This window comes from Parageobacillus sp. VR-IP (genome assembly GCF_013357975.1).
GTDB classification, from domain to species: domain Bacteria; phylum Bacillota; class Bacilli; order Bacillales; family Anoxybacillaceae; genus Saccharococcus; species Saccharococcus caldoxylosilyticus.
The window spans coordinates 185,557-204,662 of sequence record NZ_JABVYQ010000001.1; the positions used below are offsets into that span (position 1 = coordinate 185,557).

The window sequence follows — 19,106 nt, forward strand, 5'->3', positions numbered from 1 at the left end:
CGCTATTCGCCTCCAAGCGATGTTTCGAGCGCTTTTTGCGCCTTGCGCTCTTCCGCTTCGGCGTACGTCATATGATAAGGGATCCGTTCATCATGTTTTTCTACCGCATCCACGCTTTGCTGGATAAAGCGTTTCGATTTGTTTCGTTTGCCCAAGACGTATTCCCCCTTTGGAAAAGTAAAGACGCAGTGTTGCGTCATTGATAGTGTAACCGGATAGGGGGGATTGTAGTAAGGCAATTCGTTACAGCTTTAACATCGATTTTAAGTACACGCCGATGCCGTCTTCTTCATTGGTGGCCGTTACATCGTCAGCGATTTGTTTCAGCGGCTCAATGGCGTTGCCCATCGCGATGCCATGGCCTGCCCATTCGATCATCTCTAAATCGTTATCTTCGTCGCCAAACGCAATGACCCGCTCCTTTGGAATGTGAAAATAATCAGCGATCTGTTTCAGGCCAAACGCTTTATGGACGCCATTGCGGATAATTTCAATGATATGCCACGGCTCATTCCAGCGTCTGTGGTGCAATACGTTCGCATGCACGTCCGATAAGTATGATTGAATTTGTTCGATATGTTGTTTGTCCGTATGAATGAGAATGCTTGTTGGATCATCTTTTAATGCATAGCGCAAGTCGCCGATTTCGATGGTTGGGTTGCCGAGCCGGACAATGTCAAGTAGCACTTCATCATGTTCATGAAAGTATACGTCATCCATCACTTCGGCTAAAATATTTTTAATCGCGTACGTTTCGCTGGCTTCGATAATGTCTTTCACCGTTGGGAGCGGGAGTGGGAAATGGCGGATTCCCCACGAACGGTTGCGGGGATGGTGCACGAATGCACCGTTAAAGTTGACGATCGGTGTTGCCAGCCCAAGCTCTTCGTAATACATTTTGCTGGCGCGGTACGGTCTTCCCGTGGCGATCACGACAAGGTGCCCTTCTTCTTTGGCGCGCAAAATCATTTCCTTTGTAAATGGGGAAATCGTTTTGTCATCTTTTAGCAATGTACCGTCTAAATCTAAGGCAATTAAATATCGTTCCATAATGGCTCCTTTACTTTCATTTTTTAGTGAATGGACATATGATTAATGAGATTGCTGCGGTAATTTTAGTTTTTGTTACATTATAGTGTAACTCTTTTCCAAAATTTTTGTCTACATGTTACTATACATGATGAGAAAAAGAAAAAAGGAGTTTTGCCGATTATGGTCATTATTGAAAAAGAAAATATTGCCCAAGTGCCTGTATTGCATGTCGTAAAAAAAGAAAAGAGAGAAGAACGATTGCCGTTCATTTTGTTTATTCATGGATTTACAAGCGCAAAAGAACATAATTTGCATTTTGGCTATTTGCTTGCCGAGGCGGGGTACCGCGTGGTTTTGCCGGATGCGCTGCATCATGGCGAAAGAGAACAAGCGTTGACCGAGACTCAGCTGCAATTGGCGTTTTGGAAGATTGTGACGCGTACGATTACGGAAATTAGACAAATTAAAGAGGAATTGGAACTTCGCAGGCTCATTCAGCCGGACCGAGTCGGGCTTGCCGGTACCTCGATGGGCGGAATCGTCACATTTGGGGCGCTTGCCGTGTATCCATGGATTAAGGCGGCCGTTTCGCTGATGGGAAGTCCAATGTATGAAGCATTTTTTGACGCCTTAATAGAAGCAGGCAAAAAAATGGAAGTGACGATACCGCTTTCCGATGAACAACTGGAACGGGAAAAGGCACGATTAATGAAATATGATCTCTCTAAACAGCCGGAGAAATTAGCGGGCCGCCCGCTTCTTATTTGGCACGGAAAGTGCGACCAAGTTGTGCCTTATTCTTATACATATGAGTTTTATGAGCAGATAAAACCTCTTTATCAAGGGAAAGAAGAAAACTTAAAATTTATTTCTGACGATATAGCCGGGCATAAAGTGACGAGGGAAGCGTTTTTGGAAACGGTAAAATGGTTTACAAAGCATGTATAAAAAAGTGAGGCTGTTGTGCAAAGGCTTGTTTAGCGAGCCTTTTGCATCAGCCTCATTGCACGTTTTGGGAAGGAAAAAAGTGGAAGAGGAACGGCCTTCATTTTGATCAAAAATATCCTAATTGCCGCAGCGCTTCTTCACTCATTCGTTCCGGTGTCCAAGGCGGGTTCCATGTAATTTGCACTTGTACATCGCGGATTCCGTCGATATGTTCCAGTGCCCGCTTCACACCGCCGACGATCGAGTCGTGCAGCGGACATCCCGGTGTCGTAAGCGTCATTAATATATATATATTGCCATCGTTAATTTGCAAATCATAAATTAATCCTAAATCAACGATATTGACCCCTAATTCAGGGTCAACCACCGTTCGTAGTTGTTCAAGTACTAATTCGCGAATATCCATCAACACGGCCTCCTTATCATTTCCATAAAACAGAAATCATTGTACTCGCAAAGAAAAGAGAAAATAATGTCATGGCGCTTTGAGCAGCGTAAAAGATCGGCAGGCTGGAAACTGTTAACGCTATGACCACTCCGATGAGACTAACGGTAAATAATATGCATTGGGCGATCGTCCATTTTTCATTGATCATTTGCTTCAGCGTCGGAACGTTTTCTTGTCCGATTTTTTTGCTGTAGCGGTGCGTCCACCATAAAAACGGGACGATTTTATATAGATAACCGATAATACTCAACATAATCCAACCGAGCACATAAGCGTAAATGACAGTCGCCATGCCGCGATTGTTGCCGGAAAGCGACAAGAGGAATGCCGCCGCGTGCAAGATTAAGGCAATGCCGATCGCCAGTAAAGCGAATTGAAACGGCCGGTCCAGGTTTTTCTTCACCCGTTTTTGTAGGATTGTCCATATATGGTAAGCAAATAAGGCAAATCCAGCCAATAAAAGACCGGCACCAGAGGCAAACAGGCCGCGCCCATTCTGGAAAAAGCTGATGAAAGTGACGCTCAGCCCCGTTACATAGATGGCATATACATATCGCGACAGCGTCATTGAAAATCCGTGCGCGAGAGAGAACATAGGCACCATTTTATACGAAAATCCCATAATCAGAAGGGAAAACCAGCCACACACTCCAAATAAAATGTGTGTTTTCAGGATGAAAAGGTGATCGGCCGCTTCGTTGCCGCTCCAAAAATGAAGGGCAAGCGTCAGCCCAAACAGGACGGTCAATAGTAAAAACGCAAGCGCAGAACCGACGAACAATGACATGATATTTTTTTTCGCCTGTTTCCGCAATGTCATTGCCATTTGGAAAAGAAAGAGCATGATGCCAAGCACAAGCAGTATCCCCGGGAACAATGCTACATGGGCATAAAATGCCAAGCTCACGGAAAATGTGATGATTCCGGCTGCTGTGATAAAAAACTGCACAAATCCTAGCTGTTCGCTCCAAATTGGCGTCAAAAACGCGACTGGGACGAGCTGGTACATTGCCCCCATCGCGATCATTAGCGCAAAGCCGAGCACTGCCAAATGAACTGCCGCCCAGATGTTCGGCAAGCGAAACACGCCGCTTGTCACCGCGGGTCCGGCGGCAAGCAATATCGCCTGTGCCGCAACAAAGGCAACGACGCCAAACACGATGAACAAAAGGGGAAGGCGAATATTCGTTTCATATGCTGTATTGGTTGGGATCATTGCTGTCATCCTTTTGTAATCGTAATTTGAAAGCTGCCGTCTTCCCGCTCCACTGTTTCATATTTATAGCCAAGTTCGTCAAGCTGTTCGTATAAAAACATCGGGCGGCGGTCGTTAATGATGGTTAACGTTTCCCCCGGCTGCAGTTTCCCTAACGCCGCCAATGTTCTCATCATTGGCTGCGGCGGCTCTAGTCCACGATTATCAAGAATCATCATTCTCACCCCTGTTTGACGAACGTAACTTTCCAATGCTTTTTTTCGATCTGTTCCGCTTCATACGAAAATCCTTTTGCCTTCATAATCGGAAACAGCGGGATCGGTTTAAATGGCGCATGCAAAATAAAGATGTCTCCGGGCTGCAACGGCTTAACAGCATTCATAATTTTTTCAAACGGTTCGATTTTATTCTTTAAATCCTCACGGACATCTAACTCTACGATCGTTCCCACCATCATCCCTCCTTTACTGCTATGATAGTAATTTTCATTTTCACATGTTGTGATTTGCATCACATTCATTAGAAAAAGATTTCTTTTTCTAATCCTTCTTTATCAATAAGGTAAAATCCATCTTCATTAATATCGATCAATCCTTTTCGTTTTAATTGACTGAGCGTTCGGCTTACTGTTTCCCGTGAGGTGCCGATCATATTGGCAAGCTCCCGGTTCGTCACATGAGCAGTCAAACGGTAAAGCTTTCCTTGACGCATCGCATTTGTTTTCGTTAAGCGCAACAGAAGCATAATAATTTGTTCATACGTGTTATGGAGAATTTGTTCTTCTAAACGGTTTTGCAAGTCGACGATTTTTTCACCCATGACGCGGAATAATTTAATGCATAACTCGGGATAGCAAATTAACATTTGTTCGAAGTCAGCGATTGGAATCACAATTAACGTCGCTTCGTCGATGATCTCCGCGTGCGCAGGGTATGTGCCTTTTAAGAAAAAACCGGTATGCGGAAACATTTCACCTGTCTGCAAAATCGAAACAATTTGTTCTTTTCCGCCCATATCGGTTTTATAAATTTTTACCGTTCCGGAATGGATGAAATAGACGCGTTCTAACGGATCCCCTTGCATAAAAACAAATGTCCGCGGTTTATAAACGCGTACATGGGAAATCGATACGAGCGACTCCAGTTCATGATCGGACAACTCGCGAAAAAGCGGAACATTTTTTAACCTTTCTTTCATCCAATCATTTGTCATTATTCCATCTCCTTATATAAATTTTACGAAAATGTGTCTTTCACCAAGTGGAGTCCCTTTTGACAAGGATTAAAGAAACTACAAGGCTTTCCATTATTTCTATACTACCATTTTATGAGCTTCTTCATATGCAAGCTGTGACATAAATCATAGTATGCGTTTGTCATGACTCACATTTTTTTTATTTTTTCAGCGTTACAATGAGGTTGAATTCAAAGATAGGAGGTTGAGATAGATGGAAGTGAACCCATCAGTTGGTCCGTCTTTACGTCCTGAACGGAGGACACAAAATAGTTTCCTTAAATCAATATTAGTTTTTACGATTTTAATCAGCTTTACCGTCCTGCTTGTCGGCGGATACTGGATTTTTAAAGAAATGGCACCACGGCCGAAAGAAGTGCGTAGTGAAAGCGGCAAGGTGTTGATGACAAAAGAAACGATTATCGGCGGGCAGGCAGTATTGCAAAAATATGGCTTGATGGATTACGGTACCGTACTTGGGTACGGATCTTACATGGGTCCAGATTATACAGCAGAGGCATTGAAGATTTACACGGAAGGAATGCAAGACTATAAAGCAAAAGAACTTTATCATAAGCCATTCTCGCAACTATCCAATGATGAAAAAACGATTATTCGTGATAAAGTAATTAAAGAAATACGGAAAAACCGCTACAACCCTGTTACTGATGTGCTTGTGCTAACCGATGCACAAGTGTATGGACTCGAAAAAGTCCGCGATTATTACCGCCATGTATTCACCAACGGTGACGGCTGGGGATTGAAAAAAGGGTTAATTAAAGAATCAGATATGCCAAAAACACATCGCGCCTGGGTAGCGGATGGAGATCAAATTCAGCAAATTGCTGATTTCTTCTTCTGGACAGCTTGGTTATCAAGCACTCCAAGAATTGGGGACCACATTACGTATACAAACAACTGGCCATATTATGAAGATGCAGGAAATACAATGTCGTTTTCCGCTATGTGGTGGAGCGGAGCAAGCGTGACTATCTTAATTTTATTCGTTGGGATCATTTTATACTTCTTCCACCGCTATCAATTGAGCATGCAGGAAGCATATAAAGAAGGACAATTCCCGGTTATCGATTTGCGTAAGCAGCCATTAACTCCTTCGCAAGTGAAATCAGGAAAATACTTTACGATCGTAGCCGTGCTGTTTTTCGTTCAATCGATGTTTGGCGCGTTGCTTGCCCATTATTATGTAGAGCCAGACAGCTTTTTCGGCATCAAATGGATTCATGATTTATTGCCATTTAACATTGCGAAAGGCTACCATTTACAATTAGCGATTTTCTGGATTGCGACATCATGGCTTGGCATGGGGATTTTTATCGCACCGCTTGTTGGCGGACATGAGCCGAAAAAACAAGGGCTTCTCGTTGACATTTTGTTCTGGGCCCTCGTTGTTCTTGTCGGCGGCAGCATGATCGGACAATGGCTCGGTGTGAAAGGATATTTAGGAAACAACTGGTTCTTGCTTGGTAACCAAGGATGGGAATACATTGAGCTTGGCCGCATTTGGCAAATTATCTTAGTAGTAGGTATGCTTATTTGGCTGTTTATCGTCTTCCGCGGCATTAAGAGCGGATTAAAGAAAGAAAGCGATAAAGGCGGATTGATTCACTTATTGTTCTACTCGGCGATTGCGGTGCCGTTCTTTTACATCTTTGCGTTCTTTATGAAACCGGACACAAACTTTACGATGGCCGATTACTGGCGCTGGTGGATCATCCACTTGTGGGTAGAAGGAATTTTTGAAGTGTTTGCGGTTGTTGTGATCGGCTTTTTGTTAGTGCAAATGAAACTTGTCACAAAAAATTCTACAGTAAGAGCGTTATATTTCCAATTTACGATCTTGCTTGGCAGCGGGGTCATTGGTATCGGTCACCACTACTATTACAACGGTGCGCCGGAAATATGGATTGCGCTTGGTGCCGTCTTCTCGGCGCTTGAAGTCATTCCGCTTACATTGCTTATTTTAGAAGCATATGAACAATACAAAATGATGCGTGATGGCGGGGCTAACTTCCCTTATAAGTCAACGTTTTGGTTTTTGATTTCTACAGCGATCTGGAACTTAGTCGGCGCGGGTGTGCTCGGATTCTTAATTAACTTGCCAGCAGTCAGCTACTTCGAACACGGACAATTTTTAACGCCGACTCACGGCCATGGATCAATGATGGGAGTATACGGCATGTTCGGCATTGCGGTGTTGCTGTATTCACTGCGCAATATCGTCAAGCCGGAAGCATGGAACGATAAATGGTTAAAATTCGCATGCTGGATGCTCAATATCGGGCTTGCAGGGATGATTGCAGTGACGCTATTGCCAATCGGTATTCTGCAAATGAAAGAAGCGTTTGAACATGGCTATTGGGCATCGCGTTCTCCGGCATTTTTACAACAGGATCTTGTACAAACCTTGCTTACGCTCCGTGCTGTTCCGGATACGATTTTCTTAATAGGTGTCATTGTAATTATGGTGTTCAGCGTCAAAGCGCTATTCCATTTGCGTAAACCGACACACGGCGAGGAAGAGGCGCTTCCGGTGGTCGATTTAACGAAAGAAGAATAAATAAAAAAGAATCACAGCACAAATTGCTGTGATTCTTTTTTATCTTTGTATGATAGCGCTTTCTATCTTGTTCGTTGTTAACTCTTCTTTGCTTCTTCTTTTTCTTCGTAGCATTGAAAACAATACAACGTTTCTTTTTCATCGCTAATGATGCCGTTTAAAAACCCATGCAAACAATGTATTGGTTTGCCGCACTGCGAACAAAAGCCAACAAGCTCTTCCAACATCATTTCTCCTTTCATAAACGATTGAAAATTATCATTCATAAGTTGTGATGTTCATCACTACGACAAACGACAAAAACGATTATGATGTATATATAATTCATTATACTATAAAGGAGGCAACAATTATGAGTCAATTTGCTGCAAAAATTCATGCGCCTGATTATGAACCGCGTGAAAGACATCCTGCGATCTTTCGCTTATTTGATAGCTTGAAACCAGGTGAAGTGATGGAATTAACAAACGATCATGATCCGCGCCCGCTGCATTATCAGTTTATGATGGAGCGCCCAGATCAATTTACTTGGGAATACTTAGAAGAAGGTCCGGAAATTTGGCGAGTCGCAATCGGTAAAAAATAAATAAGATTTTTAAAAAAGATTCCCGAAAAATTACGGGAATCTTTTCTTTTCGCTGCCTTCATGATACAGTGAAACAGAGAGTTGGAGAAAGGGGACAGACGGTGAAAGGAATGACAGGGGTTGTCCTTGCAGGAGGGCAGTCACGGCGTTTTGGCAGCCCGAAAGCGTTTGCCAAGTTTAGCGGAAAATATTTTTTTGAAATTGCTGTAGAAGCGTTACGCACAGTGGTTGAGGATATTTATATTGTTAGCCATCCTTCACTAATAGATTGTTTTCGACAAAAGACAGTGGAAAAAGTGATTATGGATGATGAACGGTATCGTGGTCAAGGACCGCTGGCGGGAATCTATACGGTTATGAAAAAAAGCGAAGCGGAATGGATATTTGTGCTTCCGTGCGATATGCCGTATATGCGGCCAGAAGTAGCGGTAAAACTTGCTAAATATGCGAACGAGGAGTTTGATGCGATTATATGTGCGCATTTTGGCCGAATTCAACCGTTAGTTGGCATGTATCATCGACGGACATTCGGGCAAATCAAAAAGCTGCTGCAAGCAAAGGATAACAGGATGAAGTCGTTGCTTCATCGTTGTCATGTTCGTTATGTGACGGAGCAAGATTTTTGGGAAAATGAGGTCGTGTTTCGCAATGTAAATAAACCGAATGAGTGTGACGATATTGTGACATAAATCGCTTTGTGATATATGTCACATGAGTGTTTCCTCCCATGCAGTACAATGAAAGCGAGGAGGGGGAACATAGTGAGAGACTTTAACGAAAATCCGTTTATTGTGATTTGGGAATTAACAAGAGCATGTCAGTTAAAATGTCTTCATTGCCGGGCCGAGGCGCAATATCATCGCGATCCACGCGAATTGACATTTGAAGAAGGGAAAAAGTTAATTGATGATATATATGAGATGGATCAGCCGCTTCTCGTGTTTACCGGCGGAGATCCGCTCATGCGTCCGGATATATATGATCTTGCAAAATATGCGATTGACAAAGGCTTGCGTGTCTCGATGACGCCAAGTGCAACGCCAAACGTGACAAAAGAGGCGATTCGCAAGGCGAAGGAAATCGGCCTTTCCCGTTGGGCGATTAGTTTGGACGGGCCAAACGCGGAAATTCATGATCATTTTCGCGGAACGCCTGGCTCCTTCGATTTAACGATCAAGGTGATTGAATATTTGCATGAGCTTGATATCCCAGTGCAAATTAACACCGTTATTTCCCGTTACAATGTTCATGTCCTTGATGAAATGGTAGAGTTGATTGAAAAACTAAAATGTGTGCTGTGGAGCGTCTTTTTCCTTGTACCAACCGGGCGGGGAAAAGAATCGGACATGATTTCCCCGGTAGAGCATGAAAAAGTGTTTCGCTGGCTTTATGAAACAAGCAAGCGCGTCCCATTTGACATAAAAACAACGGCAGGGCAGCATTACCGTCGTGTTGTTTTGCAAGCGAAAATGCGGGAAAATCAAATAACCGGCGACGGAATCCGCTATGAAGACGTGCTGATGAAAGGACTGACTGGACAAGTCGACGGTCTTGGCCGTGCGCCAAAAGGAGTCAACGACGGCAATGGATTTGTTTTTATTTCTCATATTGGCGATGTCTACCCGAGCGGACTGCTTCCGGTAAAAGCCGGAAACGTCCGTGAAACGCCTCTCGCGGAAATTTATCGGAATTCGCCAATTTTCCAAGACTTGCGTAACCCTGATAAATATAAAGGAAAATGTGGCGTATGCGAATTCCGCTACGTTTGCGGCGGCTCACGCTCGCGAGCGTATGCTGTTACCGGCGATTACTTAGAAAGTGAACCGTATTGCGTATACATTCCAAAAGCATTGCGGCAAAAAGGAAAGCGCTTATCTTAATCATAATCTTTACTGGCTCTCTTTTATTAGGGAGCCAGTTTTTATTTACGCATTTATGGAAATGGTTTTCTAGACGTGTTTATAAATAAACAAGAAATAATAAAGATGGAAATCCACTTTTTACAATTATGTGACACTACGAAAAAATGTGATAAATTTCACAAACATTCTTTTTTCATTTCCGTATGATGGACACAAAAGCAGATAAATTTAGTTATATAGATGTGTTAGTTATATAGATGTGGTCAAAAAGGAGGATTTTTGGATGAATAAGCAAAAAGCACTTTTACCGATTACAACATTGGCGATGACGTTTGCGTTTGCCGTATGGGCTGTATTTTCTCCGCTGGCGAATACATTCCAAGAAATGTACGGACTAACATCGACACAAAAAAGCATTTTAGTTGCGATTCCGGTGCTGCTTGGTTCTATCATGCGCATTCCGCTTGGAATTTGGACGGATCGGATTGGTGGTAGACGATTGTTTTCGCTGTTGTTATTGTTTTTGATTATTCCGCTAATTGGAGCGGGTTTTGCTAATTCGTTTGCCATGTTAATGTTTTGGGCGTTCTTCATCGGAATGGCAGGGACGTCGTTTGCCATTTCTGTTACGTTCGTATCGCGCTTAACACCGCCAGAAAAGCAAGGAACAGCGCTCGGCATTAACGCGATGGGCAATATTGGAACAGCGGTGGCAAGCTTTTCGGTTCCTTCGATCGCGGCAGCGTTTGGAGTGAAATGGGCGTTTTGGGGAATGATTATCCCAGTTGTCATCATGCTCCTTCTTGTTTGGTTCTTTACTCCGGATATGCCAAAGCCTAAGCAGCAAAAAACGATGCTTGATTCGTTATCGGTGTTGAAGTATAAACATACGTGGACGTTATCTCTCTTTTATTTCGTTACATTTGGTGCATTCGTCGCATTCGGCATTTATTTGCCATCGCTGCTCATTGATTTATATGGTTTAACTCCGGTGGATGCCGGGCTTCGCGCTGCTGGTTTCACTGTTATTGCGACACTGGCAAGACCGATTGGCGGAAACCTTGGCGATAAAATCGGTGCCGAACGGGTATTGAATTTCGTCTATGCCGGAATTACGATTGGAGCGCTTGTCATTGCATTTGGAATGGAAAATATCATCGTGATGACAGCGGCATGTTTGTTTATCGCAATTATGGCTGGATTAGGGAACGGCGCTGTCTTTAAGCTTGTCCCGCAGTTGTTCCCGGCGGAAACAGGTGCCGTCACCGGTATCGTTGGCGCATGGGGCGGGCTTGGCGGCTTTTTCCCACCGATTTTAATGGGGATTGTGAAAGATATCACAGACTCTTATGTGCTTGGATTTATTCTTCTCAGCTTATTCGCCCTTATTTGTTTCCTACTTAACCGTACGGTTTTTGGCAAAAAAGTGGGCGAACCGGCAAATCCATATATATCGTAACGGTGATGAAACAGCGGATCGTTTGCAGCGGTCCGCTTTTTGTTTTTGAGAAGCATTTCCTTCCTGATTCAGCATAGTGAAATGTTTTTCCGATGTTACGGAACGAAACCAGGCCGTGACTCTATTTATCATTTTCTCTACGGAAATAATTGTTACCGTAAATATAAGCAATATTGCTCACTATTTCACAAACAATTCAAACATTGGTGATGATTCGTGATACAAATCACTAGGGAGAACGAATGAACTCGGTACTCTGAAAGTGTAATAAATCAATAAATACGGGGGGAGAAAAAATGGGGCGTAAGTTTTATACGCTTATGTCGATAGCCGCGGCTATTTCTCTTTTAGCCGCCTGTGGAAATGCTAGGACAGGAGGGAAAGAAACTGCCAAGGAAACGGTGAAGATAGACAGACATCACGCAAGTTCGGATGTCATTGCTGCTCACGAAGGTCTTAACCAAAAACCGGTTCCGTTGAAAATGGAACGCATCGGTCCGCATGATGTCAAAATCGAGATGACTGCACAAGTAACTGACATCGAAATTGATAAAGGGAAAGCCTATAAAGCATGGACGTTCAACGGTCAAGCACCTGGACCGCTCATTGTCGTCAATGAAGGAGATACGCTCCATTTTACGTTAAAAAATATGGACCCAGCGATGCCCCATAGCATAGATTTCCACGCCGTCCACGCTTCGCCGTCGAAAGATTTTGTCGACGTCATGCCGAATAAATCGGGAACGTTTACGTACCCAGCGAATAACCCAGGCGTATTTATGTACCATTGCGGCACGAAGCCGGTGCTCGCCCATATCGCCAACGGCATGCACGGGATGATTATCGTCAAGCCGAAAAACGGCTATCCGACCGATAAAGAAGTGGACCGCGAATTTGTCTTAATCCAAAACGAGTGGTACAAGTATAATGACATGGATGATTTCCAAAACGGGGTACCAAGCTATGTTGTTTTTTCGACAAAAGCGTTAAAAGCAGGCGATCGAAATACGAACGGAGATACATTTACGCTAAAAGAGAAGCCGCTCGTTGCCAAAGTTGGCGACAAAGTCAGAATTTATATCGAAAATGTTGGCCCGAACGAAGTCAGCTCATTCCATGTCGTTGGAACCGTTTTGGATGATGTCTATATCGACGGTAATCCAAACAACCATCTAAAAGGTTTGCAGACAGTGATGCTTCCGGCGAGCGGCGGCGCAGTCGTCGAGTTTACCGTTACACGTCCAGGCAGCTACTCGATCGTCTCTCACCAGTTCAACCAAGCGCAAAAAGGAGCGGTAGCGATATTAAAAGTAACGGAAACAGGTGAAGATGACGGCGCAGAAACAAATGGACATTAATCATTGTACTGTCAGACAAAGAAATGATATGCCGTCCACCAAAATTTCCTCTTTTCTATATTATTATAAAAAACGTAAGTGATGTGCATCATAGGCATAGTTTTAGATGGACAAAGGAGAGAAATCACTCTCCTTTTTTGTTTTTTTTTGCATAATACTAGAAAATTATAGAAAAAATACATGAATAAATGGTACTGCATTAGGAAAAAAGAGGTGATTAAATGAGTGGCCCTTCCTTAAAGAAATTAGAGGCGCATCGTTCCATTCATAACGGCGCATTTATCGAGGCAAAACATCTGACTGAGTTGCTTGAGAAGCTATATAACGATGGGCGTCAGGAGCATCTTGGCGAGGTTGCCGACGCGCTTGTGGAACATTGGGAAAAGAGAATCATTGCCCATGCGCAAGCAGAGGAAGAAGGATTTTATCAAGAAAAAGTAGAGGAAGACCATAATTTGTTTGAAAAAGTGGCGATGTTAAAGCGTGACCATGACTTGATGAGATATTTGATTGAAGAAGTGAAACAATTATTAGCGCAACGAATTGATCAAGACGTACTCACCCGATTTCATGCGCTTTTGCATATTAACCGTATGCATAGTGACGACGAAGAAAAATTTTTATTTTAGCTAATAAAGCAAAGGAAGGAGCTTCATGCTGACATGAATAAGAAACCTTCACCGCTGTTAAGAAAGCTAAAGTATTTTGGCAAATCCGAAAAAACCGCTGGTCATGCCGAGGTATCGCCGTATGGACGCGATTCGGAAAAAGTGTACCGCCGTCGTTGGCAGCATGACAAAGTAGTTCGTACAACCCATGGAGTGAATTGCACCGGTTCCTGCAGCTGGAGGGTGCATGTGAAAGACGGCATTATTGCTTGGGAAACACAACAAACAGACTATCCGACAACAGGTCCGGATATGCCGGAATATGAACCGCGAGGCTGTCCAAGAGGAGCAAGTTTTTCTTGGTATACATATAGCCCGCTAAGAGTTCGCTATCCTTATGTGCGCGGACCGCTTTTAAAGCTATGGAGGGAAGCGTTAAAGCAAGAAGGCGACCCTGTTTCTGCATGGAAATCGATCGTGGAAGATCGCGAGAAGGCAAAACGGTATAAAAGCGCACGCGGGAAAGGAGGATTTATCCGCGCAAATTGGGATGAAGTCAACACGATGATCGCCGCTTCGCTGATTTACACCATTCAAAAGCACGGCCCGGACCGCATTTTCGGCTTTTCTCCTATCCCAGCGATGTCGATGGTGAGTTATGCAGCCGGTGCGAGATTTTTGAATTTAATCGGCGGGGCGATGCTTAGTTTTTATGATTGGTATGCCGACCTTCCGCCTGCTTCCCCGCAAGTATGGGGAGAACAGACGGATGTTCCTGAGAGCTCCGATTGGTTTAACTCTAGCTATATGATTGTGTGGGGATCGAACTTGCCGCAGACGCGTACTCCGGATGCCCATTTTTATGTAGAGGCGCGCTACCGGGGAACGAAAGTTGTCGCCGTGAGCCCAGATTATGCGGAGTTTGTCAAATTTGCCGACAACTGGCTTCCTATTCAGCCTGGAATGGACGGGGCGTTGGCGATGGCCATGACGCATGTTATTTTAAAAGAATTTTATGTCGATCGGCAAACGGATTACTTTATAAATTATGTAAAAAGATATACGGATTTGCCGTTTTTAGTCACGCTTAAAAAACATGGAGATCATTATGCGGCAGACCGCTTTTTACGGGCAAGCGATATCGGCATGCCGCTGCGTTACGCGGAATGGAAAACGGTCGTATGGGATGAAAAGTCAAAGACTTTCGCCGTGCCAAACGGAACGATTGGACATCGGTGGGAAAATAACGGGAATTGGAATTTGAAGCTAAACGACATGGACAATAAACGTATCGGCATCGATCCGGCATTAACGTTTTTAGGAAAAGAAGATGATATTGTTACGATTAAGATTCCGCATTTTGAAGTAGAGAAAAAGATGGTGCTGGAACGCGGCGTTCCTGTAAAAGCAATCAAGAAAAACGGAAATACGCTGTATGTAACGACCGTTTTCGATTTATTGCTGGCCAAAACTGGTGTTTCCCGCGGGCTGCCGGGTGATTATCCTGTCGATTATAATGATCCGAAACCGTATACGCCGGCATGGCAGGAAGCGATTACTGGCATTGATCGAAACACGGCGGCGCAAATCGCGCGCGAATTTGCGCAAAACGCGATCGATTCGAAAGGTCGTTCGATGATTGTCATGGGCTCAGGCATCAACCATTGGTATCATTCCGATGCTATCTACCGTACGATTTTAAACCTTGTTTTGTTAACGGGTTCGCAAGGAGTAAATGGTGGAGGATGGGCGCATTATGTCGGACAGGAAAAAGTACGGCCGCTGGAAGGCTGGCAGACGATTGCGATGGCGCGCGACTGGGGAGGACCGCCGCGTCTGCAAAACGGAACATCGTTTTTCTATTTTGTAACGGAGCAGTGGAAATACGAAGATCAAAAGATGGACGAGCATATTTCTCCATTGTTTGATCAGCCGCGTTATCAGCATGGCGGCGACTATAACTATTTAGCGGCTCGTTTAGGATGGCTTCCGTCTTACCCGCAATTTAACACAAACAGCATCACGTTAGTGGAAAAGGCGAACGCAAAGACAAACGAAGAAGTAATTCAATATGTGGTCAATGAAATCAAACAAGGGAAATTAACGTTTGCGATCGAAAATCCGTCCGATCCGATCAACTTTCCGAGAGTGATGTTTGTCTGGCGCGCCAATTTGATCGGCAGCTCGGCAAAAGGCCATGAATATTTTTTAAAACATTTGTTAGGGACACATCACGCGAATTTAAGCGGACAAAACGATGGGCTAAAGACGAACGAAATCGTTTGGGATGATGACGCGCCCGAAGGAAAGCTCGATTTAATGATAAACATCGACTTTCGCATGAACGGAACAGGGCTGTATTCTGATATCGTCCTCCCGGCAGCCACATGGTATGAAAAATACGATATCAGCAGTACTGATATGCATCCGTTTGTGCATCCGTTTAATCCAGCGATTGCCCCGCCGTGGGAAGCAAAATCGGATTGGGATTTCTTTAAAGGACTAGCGAAAACATTTTCGGAAATGGCGAAACACTATTTTTCTGCGCCAGTCAAAGATGTTGTGGCAACGCCGCTTTTGCATGATACACGAGATGAAATTGCCCAGCCGTTTGGAATCGTGAACGATTGGAAAGACGGAGCGAGCGACCCGGTTCCGGGGGTGAATTTTCCGCGTCTTCACATCGTGGAAAGGGATTATGCTGAAGTGTACAACAAATTTGTGGCACTCGGCCCGATGGTTCGGGAACAAATCGGAGCAAAAGGGCTCAGCTGGGACGCCAAAGAAGAATACAAATGGCTGCTTGATACGGCTGGTTCTTCCTCGCTGACAGAGCCGTATAAAGATTGCCCAAGCTTGTTGACCGACCGTGACGCAGCGGAGGCGATATTGGCGTTATCGAGCGCGACAAACGGTTCGCTAGCGCTGAAAGCTTGGGGAGAGATGGAAAGAAAGACGATGCAAAAGCTAAAAGATTTAGTGGAAGAACGGGCGGAAGAGCACATTACGTTCCAAGCGATTACATCACAGCCGCGCCAAGTGTTGACGACTCCTGTATTTAGCGGGAGCGAAACAGGAAACCGGCGGTACTCTCCGTTTACGACCAATGTCGAGCGGCTCATTCCATGGCGGACGTTAACGGGAAGGCAACATTTTTACCTTGACCATGAGTTAATGCTGGAGTTTGGCGAGGAATTACCGACGTTTAAAGCACCATTGCGAAAACTGGCTTTCTATGAACAGGACCATCGTCCGAAGGTGAGCGGCAAAGAAATTGCGCTCCGCTATTTAACGCCGCACTATAAATGGTCATACCATAGCACTTACTGGGATAACCTGCTGATGTTAACGATGTTTCGCGGCGGGCCGCATGTATGGATGAATAAAGACGACGCAGAGGAAGTAGGCATTGCCGATAACGATTGGATTGAAATGTATAACCGCAACGGCGTTGTCGTCGCACGGGCGGTTGTCAGCCACCGGCTGCCGCGCGGAGTCGCGTTTATGTATCACGTGCAAGACCGTTATATTAATGTTCCGGGCTCGCCAATCAGCAAACTTCGCGGCGGAACATTTAACAGCCCGACGCGAATTCATGTAAAACCGACACAAATGATCGGGGGTTATGCGCAATTAAGTTATGGCTTCAATTATTATGGTCCAACGGGAAACCAACGGGATGAACAAGTTATTATTCGCAAACTTAAAAAAGAGGAAGTGAACTGGCTTGAGGATTAGGGCACAATTTGGGATGGTGATGAATTTAGATAAATGCATCGGCTGCCATACATGCAGCATTACATGCAATAATACGTGGACGAATCGTCCCGGGGCGGAGTACATGTGGTGGAACAACGTAGAAACAAAACCGGGAATCGGTTACCCGAAAGAGTGGGAGAATCAAGATTTACGTAAAGGTGGATGGGTGCTCAAAGACGGGAAGCTCGAGCTGCGTGCCGGCGGCCGGGTGAATAAACTGCTAAATATTTTCTATAATCCGGACATGACCCCGATTGACGATTATTATGAGCCTTGGACATATGACTATGAAAATTTAATTAACAGCCCGGAAAAACAACATCAGCCCGTTGCCAGACCAAAATCGCAGCTGACAGGTGAATATATGGAAATTACGTGGGGGCCGAACTGGGAAGACGACTTGGCGGGAGTATATGAAACAGGAAAACGCGATCCGAACATAAAAGGTATTGAAGAGAAAGTAAAGTTCGAATTTGAGCAAACGTTTATGATGTATTTGCCGCGTATTTGCGAGCATTGCTTAAATCCGCCTTGTGTTTCCTCCTGTCCATCGGGCGCCATTTATAAACGGGATGAAGACGGCATTGTGCTCGTCGATCATGATGCGTGCCGAAGCTGGCGTTTTTGTATGACGGGCTGCCCGTATAAAAAAGTGTATTTTAATTGGAAAACACATAAAGCGGAAAAATGTACATTTTGTTTTCCACGCATTGAGACCGGTCAGCCGACGATCTGTTCAGAAACATGCGTCGGGCGGCTCCGCTATATCGGCATTGTTTTTTATGACCTAGATAAAGTGGAGGCTGCTGCTTCGGTTAAGGATGAAAAAGATTTATATCAAGCCCACTTAGATGTATTTCTTAATCCGTATGATCCGGAAGTGATTAAAGCAGCGCGTGAAGCAGGATATACCGATGATTGGATTGAAGCGGCACAACGCTCCCCGGTTTATAAATTGGCGGTGGAACAAAAAATTGCGCTTCCGCTTCATCCTGAGTATCGCACATTGCCAATGGTTTGGTATATTCCGCCGCTAAGCCCAATCATGGGAGCATTTGACGGCGGATTGGACGACATTAATGCTCACGTCATTTTTCCAGCGATTGATCAAATGCGTATTCCAATTGAATATTTGGCGAACTTGCTTGCAGCAGGAGATACGGAAGTGATTCGCACGGTGTTGAAAAAAATGGTGGCGATGCGAAGTTATATGCGCGCCGTGAACTTAGGGAAAGAACCGGATAAGAGCATATTAGATAAAGTTGGAATGGATGAACATACGGTGAAAGAAATGTACAAGCTTTCCGCTGTTGCGAAATATTCCGACCGCTATGTGATTCCTTCTTCACATCGCGAGAAGGCAGACAATATGTTTTACGGACAAGGAGCAGTCGGTTATGAATTTATGGAATCTTGTTCCGGCTGTTCGGGATATGACGCGGAAAACTTTCATCAATTTTATTGGAGTGATATCGATGGAAGAGCACCGGAAAATTTTTAAAATCGCTTCGATTTTGCTGCAGTACCCGGAACAAGGGTGGATCGGTGATGAACAATTATTCCATGAAATTTCTTCGCTAAGCAATGAAAGCGTCCGGAAACTGTTTACGCAGTTTCTGGACTATTTAACAACAAACGAAATAGAGACGTTATGCGAAATATATGTGAATACGTTTGATTTTAGCGATAAAACCACAATGTATTTAACTTACCATCTATTTGGCGATCAGAAAGAGCGCGGCCAAGCCTTTTTAAAACTAAAAGAAGAGTTTCGCAACGCCGGTTTTGATCTTTTGGATGGGGAGCTGCCAGACTATTTGCCAGTCATTTTAGAATTTGCGTCTGTCGCTCCCAAAGAGCATGCAAAGAAGATGCTTCTCATTCATAAAAAAACCATTGATAAAATTGCAGAGGAACTAAAATTAGCGAATAATCCGTATTATCTTGTCATGAATGGTTGTGCAGCAGGAATCGTTGCATTTTTAGAGGAGAAAAAAGCTTCTTAAAAATACGAACATG

The 19,106-nt window shown here is 44.2% G+C and carries 19 protein-coding genes; 11 read left to right on the plus strand and 8 right to left on the minus strand.

What is annotated here, in order from left to right:
• Nucleotides 1–2 precede the first annotated feature (2 nt).
• Together HT574_RS01040 and HT574_RS01045 are read right to left on the minus strand one after the other, a co-directional pair.
• Entirely contained in the window at nucleotides 3–155 is a 153-nt protein-coding gene (locus HT574_RS01040) for a hypothetical protein (RefSeq protein ID WP_175243155.1), read from the minus strand.
• An 88-nt stretch (nucleotides 156–243) separates the two neighbouring features.
• Nucleotides 244–1,050 (minus strand): Cof-type HAD-IIB family hydrolase, encoded by an 807-nt coding sequence (locus tag HT574_RS01045; protein WP_175243156.1) that lies wholly within the window; start codon nucleotides 1,048–1,050, stop codon nucleotides 244–246.
• Between the two features lie 162 nt (nucleotides 1,051–1,212).
• On the opposite strand from HT574_RS01045, the gene yjfP reads away from it, so the two are divergent.
• Entirely contained in the window at nucleotides 1,213–1,980 is a 768-nt protein-coding gene (gene yjfP / locus HT574_RS01050; protein WP_042408746.1) for an esterase, read from the plus strand.
• A gap of 106 nt (nucleotides 1,981–2,086) precedes the next feature.
• Here the strand turns inward: yjfP and HT574_RS01055 are convergent, their stop codons facing one another.
• From HT574_RS01055 to HT574_RS01075, 5 genes are all read right to left on the minus strand, one after another.
• Nucleotides 2,087–2,386 (minus strand): metal-sulfur cluster assembly factor, encoded by a 300-nt coding sequence (locus HT574_RS01055; RefSeq protein WP_175243157.1) that lies wholly within the window; start codon nucleotides 2,384–2,386, stop codon nucleotides 2,087–2,089.
• Between the two features lie 16 nt (nucleotides 2,387–2,402).
• On the minus strand, nucleotides 2,403–3,644 hold the full coding sequence (locus HT574_RS01060) for a hypothetical protein (RefSeq protein WP_175243158.1): 1,242 nt from the start codon (nucleotides 3,642–3,644) through the stop codon (nucleotides 2,403–2,405).
• Nucleotides 3,645–3,649: 5 nt separating this feature from the next.
• Nucleotides 3,650–3,859, minus strand: a complete 210-nt coding sequence (locus HT574_RS01065; protein ID WP_043903765.1) for a DUF2249 domain-containing protein — start codon at nucleotides 3,857–3,859, stop codon at nucleotides 3,650–3,652.
• 5 nt (nucleotides 3,860–3,864) lie between these two features.
• Nucleotides 3,865–4,098, minus strand: a complete 234-nt coding sequence (locus tag HT574_RS01070; RefSeq protein WP_175243748.1) for a DUF2249 domain-containing protein — start codon at nucleotides 4,096–4,098, stop codon at nucleotides 3,865–3,867.
• A 65-nt stretch (nucleotides 4,099–4,163) separates the two neighbouring features.
• The gene (locus HT574_RS01075; protein WP_175243159.1) at nucleotides 4,164–4,856 is read right to left on the minus strand and encodes a Crp/Fnr family transcriptional regulator; all 693 of its coding nucleotides are present in this window, start codon (nucleotides 4,854–4,856) and stop codon (nucleotides 4,164–4,166) included.
• 235 nt (nucleotides 4,857–5,091) lie between these two features.
• On the opposite strand from HT574_RS01075, the gene HT574_RS01080 reads away from it, so the two are divergent.
• Entirely contained in the window at nucleotides 5,092–7,455 is a 2,364-nt protein-coding gene (locus HT574_RS01080) for a nitric-oxide reductase large subunit (protein ID WP_175243160.1), read from the plus strand.
• Between the two features lie 77 nt (nucleotides 7,456–7,532).
• Here the strand turns inward: HT574_RS01080 and HT574_RS01085 are convergent, their stop codons facing one another.
• On the minus strand, nucleotides 7,533–7,685 hold the full coding sequence (locus HT574_RS01085) for a hypothetical protein (RefSeq protein WP_155835555.1): 153 nt from the start codon (nucleotides 7,683–7,685) through the stop codon (nucleotides 7,533–7,535).
• Nucleotides 7,686–7,807: 122 nt separating this feature from the next.
• Between HT574_RS01085 and HT574_RS01090 the strand changes: the two genes are divergently transcribed.
• The 9 genes from HT574_RS01090 (at nucleotide 7,808) to narJ (ending at nucleotide 19,093) form a co-directional block, all read left to right on the plus strand.
• Nucleotides 7,808–8,041, plus strand: coding sequence for a DUF2249 domain-containing protein (locus HT574_RS01090; RefSeq protein ID WP_013401470.1), 234 nt, complete (start codon nucleotides 7,808–7,810; stop codon nucleotides 8,039–8,041).
• A gap of 101 nt (nucleotides 8,042–8,142) precedes the next feature.
• Nucleotides 8,143–8,730 carry a molybdenum cofactor guanylyltransferase gene (locus tag HT574_RS01095; protein ID WP_175243161.1) on the plus strand — a complete coding sequence of 196 codons (588 nt, stop codon included), beginning with the start codon at nucleotides 8,143–8,145 and terminating at the stop codon, nucleotides 8,728–8,730.
• Nucleotides 8,731–8,802: 72 nt separating this feature from the next.
• Nucleotides 8,803–9,921, plus strand: a complete 1,119-nt coding sequence (locus tag HT574_RS01100) for a TIGR04053 family radical SAM/SPASM domain-containing protein (RefSeq protein WP_175243162.1) — start codon at nucleotides 8,803–8,805, stop codon at nucleotides 9,919–9,921.
• Nucleotides 9,922–10,186: 265 nt separating this feature from the next.
• A complete protein-coding gene (locus tag HT574_RS01105) occupies nucleotides 10,187–11,362 on the plus strand; it encodes an MFS transporter (RefSeq protein ID WP_175243163.1) in 1,176 nt (391 codons plus the stop codon).
• A 296-nt stretch (nucleotides 11,363–11,658) separates the two neighbouring features.
• The gene (locus tag HT574_RS01110; protein ID WP_175243164.1) at nucleotides 11,659–12,720 is read left to right on the plus strand and encodes a multicopper oxidase domain-containing protein; all 1,062 of its coding nucleotides are present in this window, start codon (nucleotides 11,659–11,661) and stop codon (nucleotides 12,718–12,720) included.
• A gap of 221 nt (nucleotides 12,721–12,941) precedes the next feature.
• Nucleotides 12,942–13,349, plus strand: coding sequence for a hemerythrin domain-containing protein (locus HT574_RS01115; protein WP_175243165.1), 408 nt, complete (start codon nucleotides 12,942–12,944; stop codon nucleotides 13,347–13,349).
• A 33-nt stretch (nucleotides 13,350–13,382) separates the two neighbouring features.
• Nucleotides 13,383–17,066, plus strand: a complete 3,684-nt coding sequence (locus tag HT574_RS01120) for a nitrate reductase subunit alpha (RefSeq protein ID WP_175243166.1) — start codon at nucleotides 13,383–13,385, stop codon at nucleotides 17,064–17,066.
• Nucleotides 17,056–18,588, plus strand: a complete 1,533-nt coding sequence (gene narH, locus HT574_RS01125) for a nitrate reductase subunit beta (protein WP_175243167.1) — start codon at nucleotides 17,056–17,058, stop codon at nucleotides 18,586–18,588. The genes HT574_RS01120 and narH overlap by 11 nt, the downstream gene beginning before the upstream one ends.
• Complete coding sequence (narJ, locus tag HT574_RS01130; protein ID WP_175243168.1) at nucleotides 18,563–19,093, plus strand: nitrate reductase molybdenum cofactor assembly chaperone; 531 nt, start codon at nucleotides 18,563–18,565, stop codon at nucleotides 19,091–19,093. The genes narH and narJ overlap by 26 nt, the downstream gene beginning before the upstream one ends.
• The last annotated feature ends 13 nt before the right edge of the window (nucleotides 19,094–19,106 follow it).

What these genes read in the sequence shown, in the direction of transcription:
- HT574_RS01075 (WP_175243159.1), bottom strand. Translation starts at nt 4,856, where the DNA reads ATGACAAATGATTGGATGAAAGAAAGGTTAAAAAATGTTCCGCTTTTT.
- HT574_RS01085 (WP_155835555.1), bottom strand. Translation starts at nt 7,685, where the DNA reads ATGATGTTGGAAGAGCTTGTTGGCTTTTGTTCGCAGTGCGGCAAACCA.
- HT574_RS01080 (WP_175243160.1), top strand. Translation starts at nt 5,092, where the DNA reads ATGGAAGTGAACCCATCAGTTGGTCCGTCTTTACGTCCTGAACGGAGG.
- HT574_RS01105 (WP_175243163.1), top strand. Translation starts at nt 10,187, where the DNA reads ATGAATAAGCAAAAAGCACTTTTACCGATTACAACATTGGCGATGACG.
- narJ (WP_175243168.1), top strand. Translation starts at nt 18,563, where the DNA reads ATGGAAGAGCACCGGAAAATTTTTAAAATCGCTTCGATTTTGCTGCAG.
- HT574_RS01120 (WP_175243166.1), top strand. Translation starts at nt 13,383, where the DNA reads ATGAATAAGAAACCTTCACCGCTGTTAAGAAAGCTAAAGTATTTTGGC.
- HT574_RS01090 (WP_013401470.1), top strand. Translation starts at nt 7,808, where the DNA reads ATGAGTCAATTTGCTGCAAAAATTCATGCGCCTGATTATGAACCGCGT.
- HT574_RS01060 (WP_175243158.1), bottom strand. Translation starts at nt 3,644, where the DNA reads ATGATCCCAACCAATACAGCATATGAAACGAATATTCGCCTTCCCCTT.
- HT574_RS01110 (WP_175243164.1), top strand. Translation starts at nt 11,659, where the DNA reads ATGGGGCGTAAGTTTTATACGCTTATGTCGATAGCCGCGGCTATTTCT.
- HT574_RS01070 (WP_175243748.1), bottom strand. Translation starts at nt 4,098, where the DNA reads ATGGTGGGAACGATCGTAGAGTTAGATGTCCGTGAGGATTTAAAGAAT.
- HT574_RS01115 (WP_175243165.1), top strand. Translation starts at nt 12,942, where the DNA reads ATGAGTGGCCCTTCCTTAAAGAAATTAGAGGCGCATCGTTCCATTCAT.
- yjfP (WP_042408746.1), top strand. Translation starts at nt 1,213, where the DNA reads ATGGTCATTATTGAAAAAGAAAATATTGCCCAAGTGCCTGTATTGCAT.
- HT574_RS01065 (WP_043903765.1), bottom strand. Translation starts at nt 3,859, where the DNA reads ATGATTCTTGATAATCGTGGACTAGAGCCGCCGCAGCCAATGATGAGA.
- HT574_RS01045 (WP_175243156.1), bottom strand. Translation starts at nt 1,050, where the DNA reads ATGGAACGATATTTAATTGCCTTAGATTTAGACGGTACATTGCTAAAA.
- HT574_RS01055 (WP_175243157.1), bottom strand. Translation starts at nt 2,386, where the DNA reads ATGGATATTCGCGAATTAGTACTTGAACAACTACGAACGGTGGTTGAC.